General features: G+C 39.8%; 24 protein-coding genes. 14 read left to right on the plus strand and 10 right to left on the minus strand.

Annotated features, from left to right (window positions below):
* Positions 1 to 296: 296 nt before the first annotated feature.
* The 6 genes from F7734_RS24720 (at position 297) to F7734_RS24745 (ending at position 5,498) form a co-directional block, all read left to right on the plus strand.
* Positions 297 to 1,343, plus strand: coding sequence for a transporter substrate-binding domain-containing protein (locus tag F7734_RS24720; protein WP_155747217.1), 1,047 nt, complete (start codon positions 297 to 299; stop codon positions 1,341 to 1,343).
* Between the two features lie 229 nt (positions 1,344 to 1,572).
* On the plus strand, positions 1,573 to 2,604 hold the full coding sequence (locus F7734_RS24725; protein WP_155747218.1) for a transporter substrate-binding domain-containing protein: 1,032 nt from the start codon (positions 1,573 to 1,575) through the stop codon (positions 2,602 to 2,604).
* Between the two features lie 306 nt (positions 2,605 to 2,910).
* Positions 2,911 to 3,327 carry an ATP-binding cassette domain-containing protein gene (locus F7734_RS24730; RefSeq protein ID WP_347566279.1) on the plus strand — a complete coding sequence of 139 codons (417 nt, stop codon included), beginning with the start codon at positions 2,911 to 2,913 and terminating at the stop codon, positions 3,325 to 3,327.
* An 89-nt stretch (positions 3,328 to 3,416) separates the two neighbouring features.
* A complete protein-coding gene (locus tag F7734_RS24735) occupies positions 3,417 to 4,211 on the plus strand; it encodes a Uma2 family endonuclease (RefSeq protein ID WP_155747220.1) in 795 nt (264 codons plus the stop codon).
* Between the two features lie 26 nt (positions 4,212 to 4,237).
* Positions 4,238 to 4,939, plus strand: coding sequence for a tetratricopeptide repeat protein (locus F7734_RS24740; protein WP_155747222.1), 702 nt, complete (start codon positions 4,238 to 4,240; stop codon positions 4,937 to 4,939).
* 313 nt (positions 4,940 to 5,252) lie between these two features.
* Positions 5,253 to 5,498, plus strand: coding sequence for a hypothetical protein (locus tag F7734_RS24745; protein WP_155747223.1), 246 nt, complete (start codon positions 5,253 to 5,255; stop codon positions 5,496 to 5,498).
* Positions 5,499 to 6,115: 617 nt separating this feature from the next.
* On the opposite strand, the gene F7734_RS24750 is transcribed toward F7734_RS24745, so the two are convergent.
* The 6 genes from F7734_RS24750 to F7734_RS24775 form a co-directional block, all read right to left on the minus strand.
* Positions 6,116 to 6,694: a Uma2 family endonuclease gene (locus tag F7734_RS24750; protein ID WP_155747225.1), complete on the minus strand. Its 579-nt coding sequence runs from the start codon at positions 6,692 to 6,694 to the stop codon at positions 6,116 to 6,118.
* A gap of 247 nt (positions 6,695 to 6,941) precedes the next feature.
* Positions 6,942 to 8,549 (minus strand): DHA2 family efflux MFS transporter permease subunit, encoded by a 1,608-nt coding sequence (locus tag F7734_RS24755; RefSeq protein WP_347566276.1) that lies wholly within the window; start codon positions 8,547 to 8,549, stop codon positions 6,942 to 6,944.
* A gap of 135 nt (positions 8,550 to 8,684) precedes the next feature.
* Positions 8,685 to 9,962, minus strand: coding sequence for an MFS transporter (locus F7734_RS24760; protein ID WP_155747227.1), 1,278 nt, complete (start codon positions 9,960 to 9,962; stop codon positions 8,685 to 8,687).
* A gap of 134 nt (positions 9,963 to 10,096) precedes the next feature.
* A complete protein-coding gene (locus tag F7734_RS24765; RefSeq protein WP_155747228.1) occupies positions 10,097 to 11,584 on the minus strand; it encodes an HlyD family secretion protein in 1,488 nt (495 codons plus the stop codon).
* 143 nt (positions 11,585 to 11,727) lie between these two features.
* The gene (locus F7734_RS24770) at positions 11,728 to 12,195 is read right to left on the minus strand and encodes a MarR family transcriptional regulator (protein WP_155747230.1); all 468 of its coding nucleotides are present in this window, start codon (positions 12,193 to 12,195) and stop codon (positions 11,728 to 11,730) included.
* Positions 12,196 to 12,271: 76 nt separating this feature from the next.
* The gene (locus F7734_RS24775; protein ID WP_155747232.1) at positions 12,272 to 13,186 is read right to left on the minus strand and encodes a glycosyltransferase family 2 protein; all 915 of its coding nucleotides are present in this window, start codon (positions 13,184 to 13,186) and stop codon (positions 12,272 to 12,274) included.
* A gap of 65 nt (positions 13,187 to 13,251) precedes the next feature.
* On the opposite strand from F7734_RS24775, the gene F7734_RS24780 reads away from it, so the two are divergent.
* The 4 genes from F7734_RS24780 to F7734_RS63810 all read left to right on the plus strand — a co-directional run bounded on the left by F7734_RS24780 (position 13,252) and on the right by F7734_RS63810 (position 16,510).
* Positions 13,252 to 15,003 (plus strand): hypothetical protein, encoded by a 1,752-nt coding sequence (locus tag F7734_RS24780; protein ID WP_155747233.1) that lies wholly within the window; start codon positions 13,252 to 13,254, stop codon positions 15,001 to 15,003.
* A gap of 549 nt (positions 15,004 to 15,552) precedes the next feature.
* Complete coding sequence (locus F7734_RS63800; RefSeq protein ID WP_243147057.1) at positions 15,553 to 15,924, plus strand: hypothetical protein; 372 nt, start codon at positions 15,553 to 15,555, stop codon at positions 15,922 to 15,924.
* Between the two features lie 69 nt (positions 15,925 to 15,993).
* Positions 15,994 to 16,143, plus strand: a complete 150-nt coding sequence (locus tag F7734_RS63805) for a hypothetical protein (RefSeq protein WP_243147058.1) — start codon at positions 15,994 to 15,996, stop codon at positions 16,141 to 16,143.
* Positions 16,144 to 16,195: 52 nt separating this feature from the next.
* Positions 16,196 to 16,510 (plus strand): DUF4351 domain-containing protein, encoded by a 315-nt coding sequence (locus F7734_RS63810; protein ID WP_243147059.1) that lies wholly within the window; start codon positions 16,196 to 16,198, stop codon positions 16,508 to 16,510.
* Positions 16,511 to 16,587: 77 nt separating this feature from the next.
* Here F7734_RS63810 and F7734_RS24790 read toward each other — a convergent pair whose 3' ends face one another.
* The 3 genes from F7734_RS24790 to F7734_RS24800 all read right to left on the minus strand — a co-directional run bounded on the left by F7734_RS24790 (position 16,588) and on the right by F7734_RS24800 (position 18,075).
* Positions 16,588 to 16,812: a hypothetical protein gene (locus F7734_RS24790; protein WP_155747235.1), complete on the minus strand. Its 225-nt coding sequence runs from the start codon at positions 16,810 to 16,812 to the stop codon at positions 16,588 to 16,590.
* A 495-nt stretch (positions 16,813 to 17,307) separates the two neighbouring features.
* Positions 17,308 to 17,793: a GNAT family N-acetyltransferase gene (locus tag F7734_RS24795; protein ID WP_155747237.1), complete on the minus strand. Its 486-nt coding sequence runs from the start codon at positions 17,791 to 17,793 to the stop codon at positions 17,308 to 17,310.
* Entirely contained in the window at positions 17,794 to 18,075 is a 282-nt protein-coding gene (locus tag F7734_RS24800; RefSeq protein ID WP_038078960.1) for a DUF1778 domain-containing protein, read from the minus strand.
* 590 nt (positions 18,076 to 18,665) lie between these two features.
* Between F7734_RS24800 and F7734_RS62210 the strand changes: the two genes are divergently transcribed.
* A complete protein-coding gene (locus F7734_RS62210; protein WP_155747240.1) occupies positions 18,666 to 19,409 on the plus strand; it encodes a winged helix-turn-helix domain-containing protein in 744 nt (247 codons plus the stop codon).
* Positions 19,410 to 19,594: 185 nt separating this feature from the next.
* On the opposite strand, the gene F7734_RS24810 is transcribed toward F7734_RS62210, so the two are convergent.
* A complete protein-coding gene (locus F7734_RS24810; protein WP_155747241.1) occupies positions 19,595 to 19,882 on the minus strand; it encodes a hypothetical protein in 288 nt (95 codons plus the stop codon).
* Between the two features lie 341 nt (positions 19,883 to 20,223).
* Between F7734_RS24810 and F7734_RS24815 the strand changes: the two genes are divergently transcribed.
* The 3 genes from F7734_RS24815 (at position 20,224) to F7734_RS24825 (ending at position 21,923) form a co-directional block, all read left to right on the plus strand.
* Entirely contained in the window at positions 20,224 to 20,577 is a 354-nt protein-coding gene (locus tag F7734_RS24815; protein ID WP_166482128.1) for a TPM domain-containing protein, read from the plus strand.
* 212 nt (positions 20,578 to 20,789) lie between these two features.
* Complete coding sequence (locus tag F7734_RS24820; protein ID WP_155747245.1) at positions 20,790 to 21,371, plus strand: hypothetical protein; 582 nt, start codon at positions 20,790 to 20,792, stop codon at positions 21,369 to 21,371.
* A 72-nt stretch (positions 21,372 to 21,443) separates the two neighbouring features.
* Positions 21,444 to 21,923: a GNAT family N-acetyltransferase gene (locus tag F7734_RS24825; RefSeq protein ID WP_155747247.1), complete on the plus strand. Its 480-nt coding sequence runs from the start codon at positions 21,444 to 21,446 to the stop codon at positions 21,921 to 21,923.
* Positions 21,924 to 21,932: the final 9 nt, after the last annotated feature.

The raw sequence follows: 21,932 nt of genomic DNA on the forward strand, positions 1-21,932 counted from the left end.
AAAGTTTATTGATATAGATTGACAAAATATAAAATATAATTCTGCAAGTGCAGAATTTTGATAGTATTATGCTGTCTTTTAATGTTCGTCATGACAAACATTAATGATGTCATGACAAATATGCTCCTGACGTATATGCTTTTGATGTACAAAAAACTGAGTCACCCGAAAGTAAGTACAAATGTATTTATGTACCGGGGAAGGCAAAGTCATTTTTGGGTAAGTGCGTCTACCTTTTGCGAGCACTTACAGGTAAGGAACTGGAAAATTCGATAAATGAGGAGGTGGGTAATTTTGTGACAAGTTCAACTCGCAATCAATCTCAAAGTACTCCACCCAAGTCTGAGTTTATTCAAGTTCTTGAGAAATACCTACAGGAAGCAGGATGGACAAACCAGGAATTGATGAATGAAATCCAGATAGGGGAAACACAGTTTTATCGGTGGGCACGGGGCGATAGCGTTCCGAGAAAAGCTATCGTTAATCGTATAGCAGTCTCTTTAGCACATCGATTGGATCTCACTCGCCAAAAGTTACCTCACGATCCCTTTCCCGCCTCTGATGAAATTGACGAAATCGTGAATGAGCTTCTAGAAGCCGCAGGATATAGCTCTGCTGTTAAAGGCAAAGGCGCAGATTATAGCTGGCATGAAATAGCCAAGAACCATTCATGGACACTTGGATATACTGATGTTCCAACATGGTCGCAGATTTCAGATAAACCAGGTTCATCTCCAACTGGATTAGCCATTAAATATGCAGAGCAAATTGGTCGGTTATTGGGAGTCAATACAATTTGGGAGTATTTGACTTGGCAAGAAATGCCTCTGGCAATTAGAGAAAGAAGAGTTCATGGTATCGCTCCTTTCTTTCTTAGAATACCGGAGCGGTTGTTTGATTATCGGTTCTCTCAGCCATGTAGTGAGGAAGCTTACAGTCTTTCTGCTGTCATGGTTCCTAACCAAGATAATACATCTACCTCTCTTGAAGACTTGCCTAAAAGACGGGTTCAGTTGATTCACGTTAGAGGTGATATAGGAAGCTGGGCAGTGAAAATTCTGAGTGATTCATATGACCAGAGGAAGGAATTTGAAGATGGAAGGAAAGCTATTAGCTATTTATTAGCAATGTCAGGTAGCAACAATGATATTACTCCTGTCTTTGTGTCTGATAGTGTCACTTGTCAATACATCTCTAATGAGAACAAGCTACAGGCAATAGAGATTAAAAGCTTGAACAATGTCAAAATATCTCCAGCCTTTGCTTTTCATTTAGATGAAGAGAGACTAACAGTAGCAGTCAATTCCGCTATCAAAATAGTTCCAAAGTTCCAAATTAGATGAAAGTGAATTATTTATTCATAGAATTAAACCGAGATCCAAAACACAGAGTAATGATACATTCAACACATAATGAATCTAAAAATACTACTGATTTTTTACAATGTGTAGAAAAGGTTATTTTAAAGGTTTCGCAAACTATAATTTTTAGATAAATATTCTCAATAAATTAAAATTATTGAGAATGAACCTGTGAAAAAAACAACGCTGTTTCGTCGTTTGAAAACTTACCGTGAAAAGTCAGAAAAACGCTCCGTCTAAGTCCGAGTTTGTTCAAGTTGTTGAAAAATACATACAAGAAGCAAGATGGACAAACCAAGAGTTGATGAATGAAATCCAGATAGGGGAAACACAGTTTTATCGGTGGGCACGCGGCGACAGCGTTCCGAGAAAAGCTATTGTTAATCGTATAGCAGTCTCTTTAGCACGTAGGTTGGATCAAACCCGCCAAAAGTTACCTTACGATCCCTTTCCCGCCTCTGATGAAATTGACGGAATCGTGAATGAGCTTCTAGAAGCTGCAGGATATAGGGCTGCTGTTAAAGGCAAAGGCGTAGATTATAGCTGGCATGAAATAGCCAAGAACCAATCATGGATACTTGGATATACTGATGTTCCGACATGGTCAATTTCAGGTAAATCAGATTCTCCACCCACTGGATTAGCAATTAAATATGCGGAGCAAATTGGTCGATTATTAGGGGTCAATACAATTTGGGAATATTTGACTTGGCAGGCAATTCCTTTGGCAATTAGAGAAAGAAGAGTTCATGGTATTGCTCCTTTCTTTCTTGCATGGCCAGAGCGCTTTTTTGACTATCGTTTCTCTGAACAATGTAGTGAAGACTCTTATGGTTTTTCTGCCGTAATTGCACCTGAACAAAGTAAGAAGTCTATTTCTCTTGAAGATTTACCTAATAGACGTGTTGAATTGGTTTACGTTAGAGGTGAGATAGGAGACTGGGCAGCTACAATGCTGAGGGACTCGTATCAAAAAAAGAAGGAATTTGAAGATAGAAAGAGAGCAATCAACTATTTGCTAACAACAGCAAAAACAGAAGAGAAGAAGGTTATTCCCGTTTTTCTGTCTGAAGATGTAACATGTGAACATATCTCTAAGGAGAATGAACTACAGGTAATAAATATTGAAAGATTAGAAAATATAAAGATAGATCCAGCATTTGCTTTTCATCCAGACGAAGAGAAACTAGCAGTAGCAGTTAATTCCGCTATTAAAATAATTCCCAAGATCCAATGGAGATAGGTTGTGATTTTCCTGATACTACCAAAGCACTTGTCTTACTATCTTTTCTATGAATTATGTAGTGAGAAGCATTACAATATTTATGCTGCCATGGTCCCCCAACAGGACAACAACTTTGCCGTGCTTGAAGACTTGCCTAATAAACGTGTTCAGTTGGTTCATGTAAGAGGTGAGATAGGAAGTTAGGCAGCTAACGTGCTTAGCGATTCATATCAACATCTGGAATTCGAGGACAGAAAGAAAGCTATTAGCCACTTATTAACCCAAGTTGCGGGTTAACGCAATTTTGATAAGCAAGGCTTACAAATTGGTATGGTCTTTCAACAGCTATATCTTTGGTCTCATATGACTATACTTGAAAATGTGTCACTTCCTCTCTGGCTTCGTAATGGGAAAAATAAGAAGATTGCAGATGAAGTTGCAAAGGAAAAGTTAGCCTTGCTTGGTATTAAGCACAAAGCTAACGATTATCCAAATCAGCTATCAGGAGGTCAACGGCAAAGAGCTGCGCTTGCACGCGCACTTGTGCATTCTCCTCAACTTCTTTTATTAGATGAAATCACTGCAAATTTGGATTCAGAAACAGCTGACAAGGTTATAGCAATTGTTGAAGAAATTTCAAAAAACACATCAGTGATATTAATCACTCATTCGAATCTGTATTTAGCAAATTGGTCATTTTTGCTCTTTAACGGGATAGAATGGAAGTTTCAAAAAAGTTAATGAATTAGTGTGGTCTTTGAAGATCGAGGAGATGTTCCCAGTCTCCAATCGCATTACAATAAAAATCAGATAGATGCCTGGTGAACCGTATGACTTCCGTCACTACACCAACTGACTCAGTGCTGAGTTTACCCGACCACACGCAATTGCCTGATTCTGACGGGACATTTGTGAAAAACTTACAAGAACATCCTCAAAGTATTCTACTGACAGATTCGATTAAACCTGTTTTAGAAACTCTACATCCTGACGGTCAATATTGTATCGGTCAAGATTCAGGTATTTATTGGCGGTTAATAGATCCCCCAGAGAGGGGGGCTGAAGCACCAGACTGGTTCTACGTACCGAACGTACCGCCAACTCTTAATGGCAAAATGCGCCGTTCCTACGTTTTGTGGAAGGAATATGTTGCACCGTTGATTGCGATCGAATTTGTCTCTGGCGATGGGAGTGAAGAACGAGATAAAACTTCACCATCACAAGGAGGAGAAGGGGAAGTTGGTAAATTTTGGGTTTACGAGCAGGCGATCCGCATTCCTTATTATGCGATTTATGAAGTAGAAAAAGCGGGGGTAGAAGTATACCGTCTCGTAGGTAATGCCTATCAACTGATGACACCCAATGACAGAGGTCATTATGCTATTACACCCATGGGAGTAGAGTTAGGAATTTGGCAAGGACGGTATCAAAATGCAGAATTGCCGTGGTTGCGGTGGTGGGATGCTGAGGGAAATTTACTACTAACAGGTGAGGAACGTGCTGAAGTTGAGCGACAAAGAGCCGATCTGGAGCGACAAAAGCGAGAGGAAATTGTAGAAAAATTACGATCGCTTTCTCCGGAACAACTGAACGCGTTAGGAATTAATCCAGAGTTACTGGATTAGCTGAAACTTCAGAAAGGAATCTCGAAATGAAGATGTTGAAACTAGCAAAGGCAAAGTTAACAAGTGGAATTTGTACGGGTGTATTTTTGACTTTTGCTTTGATTCCATCTTCTCTGGCTGCAAAGTCTGGTGGTGAATACCGACAATTAGGGCTTTTGTATCGTCAACAAGGACGGTTTCCTGAAGCCATTGCAGCGATGCAAAAGTCTGTGGAACTCGACCCAAAAAATATCATGGGGCGCGTGAATTTGGGTTGGACGCAGCATTTAGCAGGTCAGGAAAAAGAAGCGGCTAGCTCTTTATGGCAAGCTATCTATCAAGAACCTTTGTTTGTTCCCGCTTACAATGCTTTGGGAATTGTCTATTTAGTGGATGGAAATGTACCAGTCGCAACATTAGTTCATGCTTGGGCTGCTATTCTCAAACCGAATAATGAAATTGCTTACTTTAATTTGAGTTTGTCTTTGCATCGGCTACAAGTTTATAACTTTGCTATTATTTGTGCCGAGCGTGCTGCTACATTAGAGCCTAATAATCCTCATCCTTTGGTTGCTGCTGCGATCGCTTATTGGGATAATGGCGATAAAGATGCTGCTAAACAGGTCTATACAAAAGCTATACAGTTGGATTCTCGGTATCGCGATCGTTCTTTTTTAGGTCATCTCAAGCAAGCGGCTTTCAGTCAAGAACAAATTAAAATAACAGAGCAAATATTGACTGTGATGTAAATTTATTAGATTATTTCACGCAAAGACGTGCCGAGGAAATTGTAGAAATTGTAGGTTGGGTTGAGGAACGAAACCCAACAAATGCTGATAAATGTTGGGTTTCGCAAAGCCTCAACCCAACCTACGTTGAATTTGAGCAAACAAACGGAAATTAGATAACTGTGGTCTTAACCTCTATCCAAAGTATTAGCTTTAGAATACAACTATCTCAGGATTGAAATGTTTATCTGCCTATGGGTAGCTGCAATCACACTCGAAATTTACACAATTTAGTATTAATAACTGTTTCTATTTCTCTTGGATGGTTTAACTGATGCAAAGAAAATTTCACACGACGGTTGAAGAGAAGGAGGCAATATACTACTCAGAGTTATTCAAACAGGGTGTCGAATACGATAAAGCAGCTATTGCTGCGAAAATTTTAGCGTCTGGAAAATCGGATGAAGAATTGACTCGTGGAGAAATAGAACTTGTCAATGAAGTTTGCTCGGAGTGGTTAGCAAAGTACCAGCGCTACAAACATTTGAAACCGTTTTTAGCCAAGTATAAGCAGGTTTAGTACATCTACTCATCACTAGAATCATTTCACGTTTCGTCTCTGCTAATTAATGTCCCAACTAATTAATCATGGTTGGGATTTTTTAGTTAAATTCTTAATATACGTTTGATATTCTGTCATTTATTCCACACTTAAGGGAAATAATTTCTGTCTAACGCTAGAAGTAAATAATCTGTAAATTCGACAAACTCAAACCTAAAACTCAAAACTCAAACTGTTAAGGACTAAAAAAGAAGTTTGTTCAGAATGGTTGAGACAACATCAAAGATTGAGTTCAATTTTAGAGAATACAAACACTAAAAACAGAATTTAATCAAAGTTCGTAAAATCCAGAAAAGTTGCTAACTAGCTAGGGATTCAGAGAATTTGCTAATTAGCAGCTTGTTTAAGGTTTAAGCCAAGATTTTTTTAACATAAATTTTAAATAAAGTTCTACTATCTGTAGAAATATTGTATTTAAAGCAAAACTTCTAACTTAAGACGGAAGTCAAAATGTCATAAATTAAATGATTTGGAGTATTTATACTCATCCGAGTTACTTTTTCAAACGGCTTGGACGCTAGATTTTATGAGTCACGTTGACAGGGCTAGCAATATCCACCCTACTTTAAAAGTTTTCATGATGATTCCTCAGTTAAAGTAACATCTTCGTAGATTGCTGCTATTGGGCAACGAAAATCAACACTTGCTAAATGGACTTCTTCGTCTTTTTCAAACGAAAAAAGTTCCCAACGACCTTCTGAATTGCGACGGAAACACTCTACAATCATTGTGTCTTGGGAAATGAGGACATATTCTTGAAGTGTTTCTAAATGTCGGTAGTTAGCAAACTTTTTACCTCTGTCTAATGCTTCTGTTGAATCGGAAAGCACTTCTACAATCAAGCAAGGAAATTTTTTAAAGTATTCAAATTCTCTATCTCTTGCGTCACAGGTAACCATCACATCAGGATAGTAGTAGCAATTTAAGGTTTCAATTTGTGCTTTCATATCAAATGCGTAAACGCGGCAACCTTTACCCCGAAGATGGTTTCGTAAGAGAAATGATAAGTTTAGACTGATGGTAACGTGAGCATCGCTTGCTCCTGCCATTGCAAAGACTTGCCCATCAATATACTCGTGTTTAATTTGACTGTATTTCTCAGCTTCCAAATATTCTTCTGATGAAATGTAGTATTCATGCCTGCTAGTAACCATCTTAGTGTTTTTTTATCAATAATTTAGTAACCATTATAAACTGCTTACAATAGGAAATACTCCCTTGATGCTATAAAACTAACGTTCTTATTCTCCTCTTTCTTCGTATACTTCGCGTCTATGCCTCCTTCGTCGGCACGCTTCGCGAACGCGGTTCATTTAATTAGGTAATCTTTAAGTGGGATAGGAATATAAAAAAGCGATTAGTGAGCGATTCTCTAACCCCTAACCCCGAAACCCTAACCCCTCAATGCGCTACAGCACCGCCTGTGGGCTTAACTTTTTTGATAAACAAAATAGCAATACCGCTTAATAATAAGGCAATGCCAATAAAATAGAAACAATCGTTAAAAGCCATAACAAAAGCTTCACGACGCACAATTTTGTCAATAGCAGCTATTGCTTGGTTTTGTGCTGTCTCTAAATCCACTCCGCCTCGATTAGCAAAATATTGAGTTAGCTGGTTAATTCGCTCTTGAGTTGCAGGGCTATATATAGAGACTGATTCACCTAACCTATTAGAATGAAACTGTTCTCTATTAGTTAATAAAGTCGCTAATGCTGCAATTCCTATAGAACCGCCTAAATTCCGCATCATATTAAATAAACCACTTGCGGAACCAGCTTCTTTAGGGTTTAATCCCGCAGTGGCGATTGAAGTTAACGGTACCATAATCAGTGGTTGTCCCATTGCACGCACAAGTTGTGACCATCGCAATTGATCTAGCCCTGTTTCATACGTCATCCTAGCGTTCATAAAGACACTTATGGAAAACAAAGCTACACCCACAGCCACCATTAACCGCACATCAATACGTTGCATGAGTTTGGGAATAAAGGGAATAATAAATAACTGAGGAATCCCCGCCCAAATCAGAACTTCACCGATTTGCAAGGCATTGTATCCTTGAATTTGAGCTAAATACAGTGGCAAAATATAAATTGAACCGTACAATCCCACTCCTAAGGAAACATTCACGACACTTGCTAAACCAAAGTTACGATATCGCAAAAGCCCTAAATTAATAAATGGTTGTCTGCGAGTTAACTCAATCCAAAAGAATAACGCCAGAAAAATTGCCGCTACAATACTTAAGCGCACAATCAAGGCTGAACCAAACCAGTCTTTCCGGCTACCTTCTTCTAGAACAATTTGCAGAGAACCTAACCCAATTGCCATAGAAATAATTCCCAACCAATCACCTTGTTTGAGCAATTGTAGTTGCGGTGGTTCTTGCTTAATTCCATACCACACCCCAGCCAGCATTAACAAACCAGGAAAAACATTTATATAAAAGCTATATTGCCAGCTGTAATTTTCTGTTAACCAACCACCTAATGTTGGACCAATAGATGGTGCAAAAACTGCTGTAATCCCAAATGCAGCTAAACCGATTGGTTGTTTGGATGGAGGCAAATATGTCAGTACAACTGCCATAGCAGTAGGAATTAAAACTCCTCCAGTAAAACCTTGTAAGGCGCGGAAAACAATCATGGAGTTGAGGTTCCACGCCCAAGCACAAGTTATGGAAAACAAGATAAATAGGGCAGTGTTAACTAACAAATACCGTCGCAGGGAAAAGACACGAGACAGCCATCCTGTTAGGGGTATCACGACAATTTCTGCCACAAGATATGCTGTAGAAATCCAAGAACCTTCTTCTAGAGTTGCTCCTAATGTTGCCTGGATTTCTTGTAAAGAAGCATTGGTAATCTGAATATCCAGTACTGCCATAAAAGCACCAAGCATACTGGCTAAAACGCCTATCCAGGTTCTCAAGGGGACTTTTTGATTGGAGGGGGAATTGGCAGAACCCCGATTACCCCCATTGCCAACAGCATTTGTATTAGTCACAACAGGACTCCAAAAATTTTTTTGACAATCGATCTCAAATCCGTTTGGATCAGAATTATTTCTCCTTTCTTTTCCTCTGCGCCCTCTGCGCCCTCTGCGGTTTAATTATTCAGATGCTACCGGATTCGAGATGAATTATTGTTTAGCACTGACTACAATACCTTTTTCAGCCAAAATTGGATGAACCAATTTCCTTAAAGCAGGTAACTGTCTGGCAAAATATATGGAACCTAAGATACAAACTATACCATCAATGATTAAAGTTGTAGGAGCACCAATTTGACGAGCTAATGCACCTCCCACTAAATTTCCAAAGGGGATCGTGCCTAAAAATGACATCGTATATAAGCTCATGACTCGCCCACGCATATTTTCCCGAACAATTGTCTGTAATACTGTGTTGCTACTGGCAATTTGAATAATTGTTCCCAAACCAACAAACAGCATTGTTAGCAACGAAATTGGAAGTATGCGCGATAAGGCAAAGGCAATTAAACCAATTCCTAAAACAGTGGGACCTAAAACAATCAGTTTCCCAAGCCCTACGACGGTTCTTCGTGTTGCTAAATAAATACCACCAGTTAACGCTCCTACTCCCGAACCTGCCATTAAGAAACCTAAAGTTTCTGCACCACCTTTTAGGATTTCTTCTGCAAAAACTGGGGCAAGAACAGTGTATTGCATTCCAAAAAAGCTGACTAAAGCTGATATTAATAGAATAGCTCGAATGGGTGGAAAACCAAAAGCATAAGCAAATCCTTCTTTGATTTCTACTATAGGATTGCTATGAGTTCCTGTCATTCTTGAAGGCTTAATTTTCATTGCCAGTAATGCTATAATGACTGCAATATAACTCAACCCATCAATGAGGAAACAGTAAGCAGAACCTACTCTGGCAATAAGTAATCCCCCAATTGCAGGACCAATTAACCTCGCTCCATTAAACATGGTTGAGTTAATGGCAATAGCATTTGCTAAATCGTCTCTACGTTCCACTAACTCTGGTACAAATGCTTGTCTGGCTGGTGCATCAAAGGCATTAATAAATCCTTGAAACAAACTTAATGCAATGATATGCCAAATTTGGATAGTACCAGTAAATGCTAAGATTGCTAATGCCAAGGACTGTATCATTGCTAGTACTTGAGTACCAACAAGAGTGCGGTGACGGGAAAAGCGATCCACAAATACCCCACCAAAAGGAGTTAGAAAAAAGCTCGGAATTTGACTGGTAAAGCCGATAACACCTAACATAAAAGCGGAGTTTGTTAGATCGTAAACCAGCCAAATTGTAGCTAGTTGAGTCATCCAAGAACCAATCAAAGAAATGCCTTGTCCGGTAAAAAATAATTGATAGTTTCTTGACCTTAATGCGGGTGGTAGTAATTTACTTATGGGCGATCGCGTGTTCATACAAGGGTTGTTTTATACCTGTCATATATCTTCATAAATATCATCAGGCTCCAACCCTAACCCCTCTCTACAGGGAGAGATAAAGGATGAATGATGAATTGAAGCCTTCATAATTCATAATTCATAATTCATAATTATTTCACAGCTACGCTAACATCTGCGGACATTCCAGGAGTAATTCGTGCTTCATAGCCTTTTATACTCTCTCGGTCAAAAACAATTTTTACAGGAATGCGTTGCACGATTTTGGTAAAGTTACCTGTGGCGTTATCCGGTGGTAAAAGGGCAAATTGAGCGCCTGACGCTGGAGCAATACTGTCAACATGACCTACAAAAGTATGATGGGGAAATGCGTCTAGCTTAATTTCTACGGATTGTCCCGGCTTCATGTCTTCTAATTGGGTTTCTTTAAAGTTGGCAACAAGCCAATACTCGTTACTCACAATCGCCATGACTGGTGTGCCTGCTTGTATCCGATTCCCAACTTCCACTGTTTTTCGTCCGATGTGTCCGCTGGCAGGAGCAGTGATGTTGGTATAAGAGAGCTGCAACTGTGCATCTTTCAAAGATGCTTCTGTTTGGGCTATGGCTGCTTTTGCGGCTTCATACTGGCTGCGGTTCACTGTTGTTTGTCGTCCACTCGCAGTTGCTTGTTGCAAGCCTCCCCTCGATGCTGCTAATTTTGCTTGGGCGCTGACAACACCTTCTTGTGCTTGTGCTAGTTGAGATTCTGCTTTGGCTACACCAACTCTTGCTGCTGCAAGTCGCGCTTGTGCTTGTTGCACTGCCTGAACAGCGGCACTCTTCTGTGCTGAAGCAACATCATAGGCTGCTTTGGCTGTATCTAATTGTTGGCGGGCAATTGCGCCTTGTTGATATAGGGTGTTGTAACGGTTGTAGTCAGCTTGGGCTTTCTGTAAATTGGCATCTGCCTGTGCTACCTGTGCTTGGGCTGTGGGAACTCCTGCTTCTGCTACTTTGACTTCTGCTTGCGCCGCCGGAATCCCCGCTTGGGCTTCTTGCACTGCTGCAGTAGCTGTGGAAATTGCTGCTAATGCCCCACTCACATCTCCTTGCGCTTGAGTGGTTTTGGCTGTGGTTGTTTCTGAAGCGAGAGCAATGTTTGCTTGTGCTGCTTCTGCTTGACGGCGCGCATTTTGTAATGCTGCTTCTGCTTGCTGTACTTTACTCTCTATATCTCGCGGATCGAGTTTTACTAGTAATTGTCCCGGTTGCACTAGCTGGTTGTCATTTACCAGTACTTGGCTGACTGTTCCGGGAATACGACTGCTGACTTGGTGAATGTGCCCTGCGACTTGGGCGTTGTCTGTTTCTTGATGGCTGGATGCATACTGCCACCAACGATAACCAAAACCACTCGCTGCGATCGCACCCACACCCAATGCTGTCAATATCAATCCCATTGGCTTCTTCCGCTTTGGGGTTTCTGGTAGTTGTGGTACTTCTGCCTCAGATGGAGTACTCACACTCTTTTCTGGAGCCAGTACCATCTCCTCATTTGCAGTTTTATTTGCGATCGCTACAGAGAGTGTTTCTATATCTTTGACTGGTTCTGGTTCTAAAACTACAGTTTTATGTCCGTTATTGTTTGTGAATTTCATGATGACTAAATCCCTGGTATATCAAAAGTCAATTTGGAAAATTACTTAGTACACGTACTATTTAGTTAGAGGTTAATTATTTAGAATACGTAATATTTTTTCAAGAAAACTTAGATATGGCATCACCCAATCAGGTGATTTTTCTATGAAAGATTGTCAATTGTCTTACTCAGTATTTGCGAAAATAGCTCGCGTTCGGCATAGGAAATACCGCGCATCGCTTGTTCGCGAATCTCAACTGCGATAGGTGGTAACACAGTTTCAAGTTCCTTACCTGCGTCGGTTAACCAAATCCGCCAGATGCGGCGATCGCGAGAATCGCGTTCTCGACGAATCAATTTTCTTTCCTCCATTCTATCAAGGACACCAGTTAAGGTACCGCCAACTTGTTGTAGTTTATCCCCTATACTAGATGTCGGTAAACCGTCCTCTTCCCACAAACAGCACAGAACAACCCAGTGAAAAGGTGTCAATCCAAACGGTTCTAGGCGTTCTGTAAACTTGCGAGCCAGGAGTTGTGAAAGAAGTTTAATGCGGTAGCCAGTCCCATAAGGAGCGCGAACTTGCTGCCAAGACGCCAAATCTTGAGAATTATGTGGCTTGGAAACCATATCTAATTATTTAGTATGCGTACTATTATTATGCCATACGATCGCTGGAAAGGATAAAGGATGAAATTTTAATCCTCTATCCTTTCCCACTACGTTTGTCAATCATATCAGCTAGTAAAGCAAACATACCCAATTGAGTAGCAGCAACAAAGAGAATCAAAGTACGCTCGGTTAAATCGCGTCTAATAAAGATATCTTGACACAGAGTCATCAGAAAACCAGCGAAAAATAACCCAGCGACAGGGAGAAAGACGCGTAAAGGGGCAAAATACACTCCTACGCGCAGAATAAGTTGCACAAAACGTAAAGTATCCTGAATGGGTTTAATCTTGCTTTTACCTACCCGATGATGGTAGTCAATAGGGACATACTGAACAATGTAGTGATTGGTGAGCATTGCTAATGTAATAGTGGTGGTAAAGCTGAAGGTATCAGGTAAGATATTTAAAAATTCCTCAACGATGCTTTTACGGAACACCCTTAACCCACTATTCAAGTCTGGAATGCTCGTCATAGAAATCCATTCTGCAAAACGGACTAAAAACCACTTAGGTATTTTGCGGAGTTTTGAGTAAGTGACATTATTCCCTATTCTAGCTCCAACAACCATATCAGCCTGGTTGGTAAGAGCCACTAGTTCTGGAATCCGTTCGTTAGGATAAGTTCCATCAGCATCAGTAATGACAATCAGAGGATACTTAGCTTGGCGAATTCCTGATTTTAGAGCAGCACCATATCCCCGATTTCTGATATGTTCTATTACACGAATGTCACTGTGGGAGCTTAAAATATCACCAGTCTCATCTGTAGAGCCATCGTTAACTACTATAATTTCGTACTGACAGTTAGCTGAGTTAAGGGTACGGTGCAAATTACTTAATGTGGCTGCAATGCTTTTTTCTTCGTTATACACAGGCAGAACAAGCGAAAAAGCTGGACATACAGATGGTATAAATTGAGAATCTTTACCTGTTCGCGTGTCTGACTGCATGATAATTTCTGAAAAGCTATATGATATTACAAGTCAATTATATATGTCTATTTATTTAACAAAAAATGGCAGCGACTGAAACATATCATTCCTTGAGCGCTTTAACTAAAAAAACGAAAAGTTATACAATTTTTTGGTTGACTCTAAGTATAGCTGTGGCTACTATTTATAGTGCGATCGCTATACTACCAACCTTTCAACATCAATATATCATTCAAGATGACGCCCGACAACATATTTTTTGGATGCAACGGTTTGTAGATAACCAATTGTTTCCAAAAGATTTAATAGCCGATTACTTTGAATCTATTGCACCACCGGGCTACAAAGCTTTTTATCAAATACTGGCAATAGCAGGAATTAATCCAATCTTAGCAAGTAAGATTTTACCAGTCTTGTTAGATGTTATGACAACTGTGTATTGCTTTGGTGTTTGTGTAGAAATTTTGCCAATACCAGTTACAGGCTTTATCGGTACGGTAATACTGAATCAGGGTTTATGGCTGGGAGACGATATCATTTCAGCAACATCTAGAGCTTTTCTGTATCCTTTTTTCTTTGCATTTACTTACTATCTACTCAAACGTTCTTTATTTCCATGCCTTGTATTCTTAGCACTGCTGGGATTATTCTACCCTGGATTTGTGCTGATATCTGTTGGCATTTTGATTTTGCAAATTTTTAAGTTTCAAAATGGGTTACCACGATTATCTGGGGAACGTAGCAATTATTGGTTTTGTGGATTGGGGATAGTGGTTGGGTTCGGAAGCCTCCTCCCTTATTTTTTAGACGCTTCGCAATTTGGTCCCTTAATGACTGTGAAAGAGGCTAGAACATTACCCGAGTTTCTCTCATCTGGGAGAATGAGCTTTTTTCATGATGACAATCCATGGCGATTTTGGTTCGGTGCAAGCCGTGCTGGGCTGAGAATATCGTTTAATCCACCGATAGTTTTTCTGGGACTCTTTTTACCTCTATTACTGCGATTGAAAACTCGTTTCCCACTGGTTCAACAGGTACGAGGGAATGTTTCTACACTGATTCATCTAATAATTACTTCCTTATTTTTGTTTTTTGCAGCTCATATTCTGCTGTTCAAGCTATATCTTCCAAGCCGATTTACAGTGCATAGTTCTAAAATTGTTCTAGCTTTAGCCACTGCGATCGCACTCACGCTAATATTAGATGCCATTCTTAACACAAGTCGAAAACGCAAATTTTTAGCAATTTCAACAACACTCATAATTGGGATATTCATTGTTTTCTACCCCAATATTTTTTGGAAAAAAAGTTTTCCAATTAATAGTTATATAGTAGGTCAAAAAACTGGTTTATATGAATTTCTTCAACAATATCCCAAAGATACACTCATAGCGTCTTTGGTAGGAGAAGCTAATAACATACCTAGTTTTGCTCAACGTCCTATTTTAGTTGGTAATGAATATGCGATCGCTTACCATGTTGGTTATTATCGCCAGATTCGCCAACGACTAGCTGATTTAATTCGCGCTCATTATAGTTCCGAGCTAGCAGATACACAAAATTTAATTCAAAAATATGGTGTTGATTTCTTCTTAATAGAAAAAAGAGTATTTGCTCCCGAATATATCACAAAAACAAAATGGTTGCGACAATATCTATCACCAAAATTGCCAGATGATATGCTAGCAAAATTGATGAGAGAAACCCTCGATAGTTTGCAAAAAGGAACAGTTCCCGCTTTATCCAAAGTTGTACAAGATTGTACTGCATTTAGTGCTGGAGAATCGATATTGTTAGATGCTAGATGTATTGCGAAAAAAACTAACCTTAATTAATACCAAAACCTTCTTACATTGGAAATGCTACAGTGTATACATAAATACGAGGAATTTGCGGTAAAAATATGAAAACACGTAAGTTGGGTTGAGGAACGAAACCCAACATTTACAGGAATTGGTTGGGTTTCACGATTTTACAACCCAACCTACAAAAATTCGAGACCCCTTGCAGTATCGATGGTTGACCAGCAAATTTAAAATTTTGGTGTGGTGTTTCGTCACCCTTTATTCATCCGCCAGTAGCTTAACCTTCAACTGAATTCTGGCGACTGACTCCTGAATTCTTTCATGTTAAATCTGGTGATATCCAAAATTCTTCTGCTGTTTAATAAGCTTTTTGATAAAGCAGCTGAATTGTGTTTAGCTTGAATCGTCCTATAGAAGATTTGAATTTTAAAAATTAAAAGAAAAATTTTGTTGATTCACACTAGAATCCCCTAGAGTTAGATTCTACTTGTTCAGTTCATGAGAGCTAACCAAATGCTTTCTTAACAAGTTAACCCAACACTAGATTTTCCCAAGCAAATATCATTTAGTAAAAGCAAAATGACTGAAGTCAGAGCGAATTATGATAAATCCTGGAAAGAAGCTTTAAACGAATATTTTGAAAACTTCTTATCCTTTTTCTTTCCCGAAGTACACAGAGCAATTGATTGGACGCAAACCCCTGAATCTCTTGATAAAGAACTTCAAAATATTACTGCTTCAGCAGAAACGGGAGATGGAGTGGCTGATAAACTTTACAAAGTTGCGTTGTTAGACAAAAAAGAAGCTTGGATTTTAATCCATGTTGAGGTGCAAAGCTATTATGATGTCAACTTGGAAAAGCGAATCTACACTTATAATTACCGCGCTGCCGAACTTTACGATAAATTTGTTGTGAGTCTGGCGGTTTTAGGTGACACTATTCCTACATAGCGACCTAACCGATATGCGAAATCTGTTTTAGATTGTTCATTGAGTTTCACATTTCCTACTGTCAAGCTCATGGATTACGAACAGAGTTGGCATGAGTTAGAATCAAATAGTAACCCATTTGCCATCATTACGATGGCGCACCTAAAAACTAAAGCAACGACTAGTGATTTAACCCAACGGGAAGAATGTCCATTGGCATTTAATTCGCGGACTTTATGAACGGGGTTTAACAAAACAACAAATTGTTAAACTCTTTGACATAATTGATACGATGATGACATTGCCTCAACAGCTACAACAAAGATTAGCGATCAAAATCAATCGTTTTGAGGAGGAAAGGAAAATGACTTTGGTTAGCCCAACTGTACAATTGGCTAGAGAAGAAGGCGAAATAATAGGTGAGCAGAAAGTCATTATACGACTACTCAATCGTCGTCTTGGTGAGATTGAAGCCCGATTAATTGAACAAATTCGTAAATTACCTGTCCAACAGTTAGAAGAATTAGCAGAAGCATTACTGGATTTTTCGACTGTAGCTGATTTAGAACAATGGTTACGAGATAGATCTAATGCTGTAGAAGCATAAAAAAGTTAATAACTTGATACTAGGGGAGTGATGGGAATTTTGTTTCTTTTCTCCCCACTGCTTGGGTTTATAGGAATTTAAATTAAATTCAAAAATTGAACTGTTCTGGAGATGTCTAACAAATAATTCCCAGTCATTTCTAGAGAATACACAAATGGCAGGCTTACGTGAAACTTACTTAGGCGATAATCTGGTAACCGCGACCAGATGAAGCGCTCGGTATCTGGAGCTTTCCAAAATTCAAGATTATTCATCTGAGCGATCGCATTCCTGAAAGTTGCATAACTCACATCTTGCACCATTACCTTATTGCAAAAATCAAAGCCCAAAAAGCTGATTATTTCGTAGGTAGGGCTATGCCGCACACTCCCTTATTGAGAAGGTGCAAGATATCAGATAACCAACACTATCGCCTTCAATCTTTAACTTGAAGTTGTCAGAAATAATCTGACAATCATGGTGAAACTGCAAACCGTATTTGAGAGTGTGATTAATTTGTTATGAGAGGCAAGATAGACTGAAAGTATTGCAACATATGCTTCTCAGATATCGTTTCCTATGAAATCATCTAGACCTAGCTTACGCTCATCTGCCCAAAGTTACCACAAGGGTGGAACGAAAGAACGGGTACACATCTTAACTTGGTCGCTTCGCCGTATTTTGGTTTTCTTCCCGCTCCCGATCTGGCTCCGCCTCTAGGCATGGCTTCTACCAACCTTTTTAGAATTCGCTGTACAAATTCTAAAAGCGCATTATGAAGCGTAAAAATACATTTTTTACAAGCGCTGATTTTGAGATTATATTATGACTTTCTTGATAGACAGAATAAGCGTCATGGGTTGCGTGGGCGAAGGAGAAAACCCGTAATGCTGGTAGAATTGCTTAGCTTCTTCCGATATGGCATGTACTACTATTCCACGAATGCCTAGTATCTCTGCTGCCTGCATTGTACGAAGCACCGCATCCTGTAGTAACGCCGCGCCTAACCCCTGCCCTTTCCATGAGGTATCTACTCCAAGCCTTCCAAGAATGGCTACGGGTATGGGGTCGGGCATATTCCGTCTTATAGGCGATGGCGCGTGTGAGAGCGCCAATGCGCCAGAGGAAAGGCAATAGTAAGCAATCACTTTTTCCCCATCCGTTACAACATAGGTACGTGATGCATTGTTCTTCTGATTGGCAACAGCGCGGCGTTTTAACCAGTCATTCAGGCTGGCTACTCCGCAATCAAAGTCATCCAATACGTGAGTATCCGCAAGAGGTACAGGGGCTTGAAGGGTCATCTATCCCCACGGCTTCTTAACATTCATCAAGCGTTCAAACCCTTCATTGCAGGGCGGGCTATCCAGAACATTCAGAAAATGCTGATAGGTTTCTTCGTCCACTCGCACAAAGGTCTGGTCAAGCAGCGTATCTTCCGCCGCTCGCCGCGCAGCATCAATCATAAAGTCTGAACGTGATTTGCTTTGCGCTTTTGCTGCTCGGTCAATAAGCGTCCGCACATCCTTACGGATACGCAGATTGACGGCGCAAGTAGGAATATCAGGGTTGCTCTGGGGCTGCATAATGTCCTCCTTTGTCTTGTACCTTAGCATAGGACTGCCAGATACACAATGTGTATCTTTATTATAAGATTACCCATATTGTTCTGTTGCCATTTCGTAGCGGAAGGCATCAATGAGAAAGTAAGCAACTTTTTTATGACCTTGGGTGAGGGGGTGTACGACTTGGTCGTAGAGAGTGCGTTGCTGAAGGTCGTCATCGGGTAAAAAGCTTTCTGTGGTGCAGATAAGGGCAAAGTCTTGCGCCAGGGTATCAGCCCAATTGCGGTACTGAAAACGAAGTTTATCGGCAGCTTTTAGGAGTTGGGCGAAGTGAGGTAAAGTGGGTTCTAGGAGTTTTAACCTCTATACAGGAGCAGCTTACGGAAGCACTCAACGATTTTTTTATTAAGAATGGTAGACCGCCAATTGCTTGATTTTTGATGGTTGAGGTTAAGTCAGAAAAACGGGTACTTTTGAGAAATATCCCAAAAAGTTTAATTTCGTGAATTTGGGCATTCCCATATTTCTCAAATCCCGTTTAAAAATCAAAGCCTGATAATTTAAAATTTATTTATTGAGTTTTCTTACTTTAAATTACAATACCTAGCAACATGGTGAAAGATACAAACTTCCAAAGTAGATTTCCTCAAAGGTTTCAAATCAAAGAAGAATTACTATGTGTGATTGCAGAGAGAGGAGGATCTATAAAAATTCAGGATCGGGCAACTGGATGGAGTATTTATGAAGAACTAGCTAATAGACTAAATCTTTCGGACGAAGCTAGAACACGTATGAGAGATTCAAAAAAACCTGAGAAAAAACCTGAGCTAGCTTGGGAGAACGAGGTTAGATGGTGTCGAACGGAGCTTGGGAGTGCAGGATTAATTGAGAAGGACAAGGTAAATGGACAAGGAATTTGGACTTTAACCAATTTGGGACGAGAATCAGTAGAAAATAAAATAGAAAATAAAATAGAAAATACAATAACTAATCAAAAATTTTCATTTCCAGAAGAAGTTCCTCCCGATACGGTGAGTTTTCATGAAGGATCGGTGACAAGAGTCCTTGTAAATCGTTATGAGCGCAACCCTATTGCCCGCCAACAATGTATTAATTACTACGGAAAAAAATGTTTCGTTTGTGGCTTTGAATTTGCTAGGGTATACGGAACCGTTGCAGAGGACTTAATCCACGTTCATCATCTGAAAGCTTTGTCAGAAATAGCAGAGGAGTACGAAGTCGATCCAATTGCAGATCTGCGACCTGTCTGCCCAAATTGCCATGCTGTTTTACACCTCCGGTTCCCACCATACAGTATTGAAGAAGTGCAGGGTTTTCTTCATCAGGAGCCATGATTTGAATTATTGGTATGGTCACTTCTCTCAATCTTCAATCCGGTTCCAATCAATCGCATTAAAGCGTCGGGGATTTAATTTTGGTATACCGTTCGGTGTGCCGAATATTCCTGTGTCCCCATAAAATCCAAAATAAAAAAAGCACCAATTGGTGCCATTAAAAGCAGATATGAGCATTAATGAATTTAATGCTTGGTGGATGATTCGGCTAGTAGTTCTTGTCTAGCTTTTGTCAACCAAGTATGCGCGGTTTTAGTCATACCTAAGAAAGGCATAACAGTAAAAGATCCTGCAATCGAAGTGAAAACGCCAGTTGGTGTTTTCCCCACAATTAGGAAACTAGCGCCAGCGGACAAGATGGCTATGCAAGTGATAATCCCAAGGATGCCCACAAAGAACAACCATCGGGCTTGGTTTCTGATATCCGCAATCAAGATATTGTCAGTAATTTCGTTTCTCTGTATTTGAGACATAAGAGGATAAAAAGTAATTGGGATACTGCCTGGAGAGATACCAGGCAATTACTATTTGGTGCCACCTTAATATTCCTAGTGACACTCATTCATAGTATTTGCCCAGATTTATAGTTACAAAGTTTCGATAATTCAACGAAAATGCGTATCTGTTATCTGAGTTGGTTCCAGTGTATGACGGAAATTTTATTAATTTATGGGAAATCCCTTATTTAAGGAAAATTTGGCTCTCGACAGTTGTCTTTACAGTATAGACATTGGAAATGTGGGGCTATACAAGCAAAGCTTACCTACACGGGCTGATTAGAAGCCAAATGTTGTGCCAACAATGGAATGATAAAATGTTAAAAAAAGTTTTAGTGTTAACTCTAATTTGTGTCGTGCTTTTCTGTATTGCTGTACCTGCAGAAGCTATTACTGTAAGAGAAGTTCCCAACCCTCATTTAAACAATAAAGGTTGGGTAACAGATATGGCAAATTTACTGAACGCAGAAACAGAAGCCCAGTTGAATCAACTTCTTTCTAATTTGGAGAAAAAAACTGGAAATGAAATAGCTGTGGTGACAGTGACAGATACAGCACCTAGCTCTAACCCAAAGCAGTTTGCAAGAGACTTATTTTATCGCTGGGGACTTGGCAAAAGAGGCAAAACCTATGGAGTATTATTTTTAATTTCTAAAGATGACCGTAAGTAGAGATTAAAACTGGCGAAGGAACTCCATCAGTTTTACCTAACAGGCGTGTTAAGGAAATTATTGAGTTACAAATTATTCCTCAATTTAAATTAGGGGAATATTCTTCAGGGATAGTCGCAGGAACACAAGCACTTGTTTCTTCTCTATCAGGCAATCAATCCCGTTATATAGAAGATGTTTCTAAATATCATCCTGAAGCAATTTTCTTTGGATTGATAGGAGTTGCTTTGATAGGAAGTGCGATCGCTCTTAGCGCAAGCCGTACCCGGCTTATCGCAATTGCAAAAGCTCTGAGTCACCCTTTACTTGAACCTAATGGTCGTTCTCGTGTAAACAAAATTGAAAAAGATGAAGCGGCGAAATGGGCTCAATGCCGACAGCCGATGGATAAATTAGACTCATTATCGCTTATTTCTTACCTTAGCAAACCAGAGCAAGCTGCTCAAACATTAGGGAGCGTTAGTTTTGAGGGGTGGCAATGTCGAAAATGCTACCCCAACCCTACTGAACGAGGAGTCCACATACGAGCTTATGCACCTAAGAGTCGTAAATTTACCATGTGTTCTACCTGTAAGGAATTGACTGTAGAACGTACATCACCAATTTTGCAACAAGCCACTATAGCCAACAAAGGTCAAAAAATAGTGACTGAAAAATGCTATTGTTGCGACTATTATAAAGCGAATGTCACAACAATACCCGCAATTGATTCGGACTACTCTAGTGGTTTTTATGATGGAGGTGGTAGTTCCGGGGGTGACTGTGGAGGTGGTGGTGATGGAGGTAGTTGGTAGATAAAATGAGAGATAAACTTAAGCATAACTACACCCGATTGATTCTATTTGGTGAAAGATTGAGTAGAACAGATGATTGAAATTAAACCAATACAAGGACATCAAATTGAAGAAGCCAAGCAAGTAATCATAACAACTTGTCTGGAAATTTTTACAGGTATGGTGAGTGAAGAACAACTCAAGCTCTACGATCCCATGCTTGACTTGGTGATGGTGCAATCTCACTACTTTGACAATAATGGTATGTTCCTGGTACTGCTGGATCGCTATCGAGTTGTAGGTACTGGAGCTATACGCCGATTCAACGAAGAAATCGGCGAACTCAAACGGATGTGGTTTTTAAAAGAGTATCGAGGACGAGGATTGGGTAAAGAAATGGCTCAGATGCTCTTAGATTTTGCACGTTCTGCTGCTTACAAGAAAATCAGACTTGACACTTTTAGTCAAGAAAAGCAGTCTCAGGCAATTGAATTCTACAAACGGCTTGGATTTTACTGTATTGAGCGATATAACGATAGTTTATGTACTGTATTTATGGAGAAAGAATTATAACGTTGTTAT

This window comes from Scytonema sp. UIC 10036, assembly GCF_009725235.1.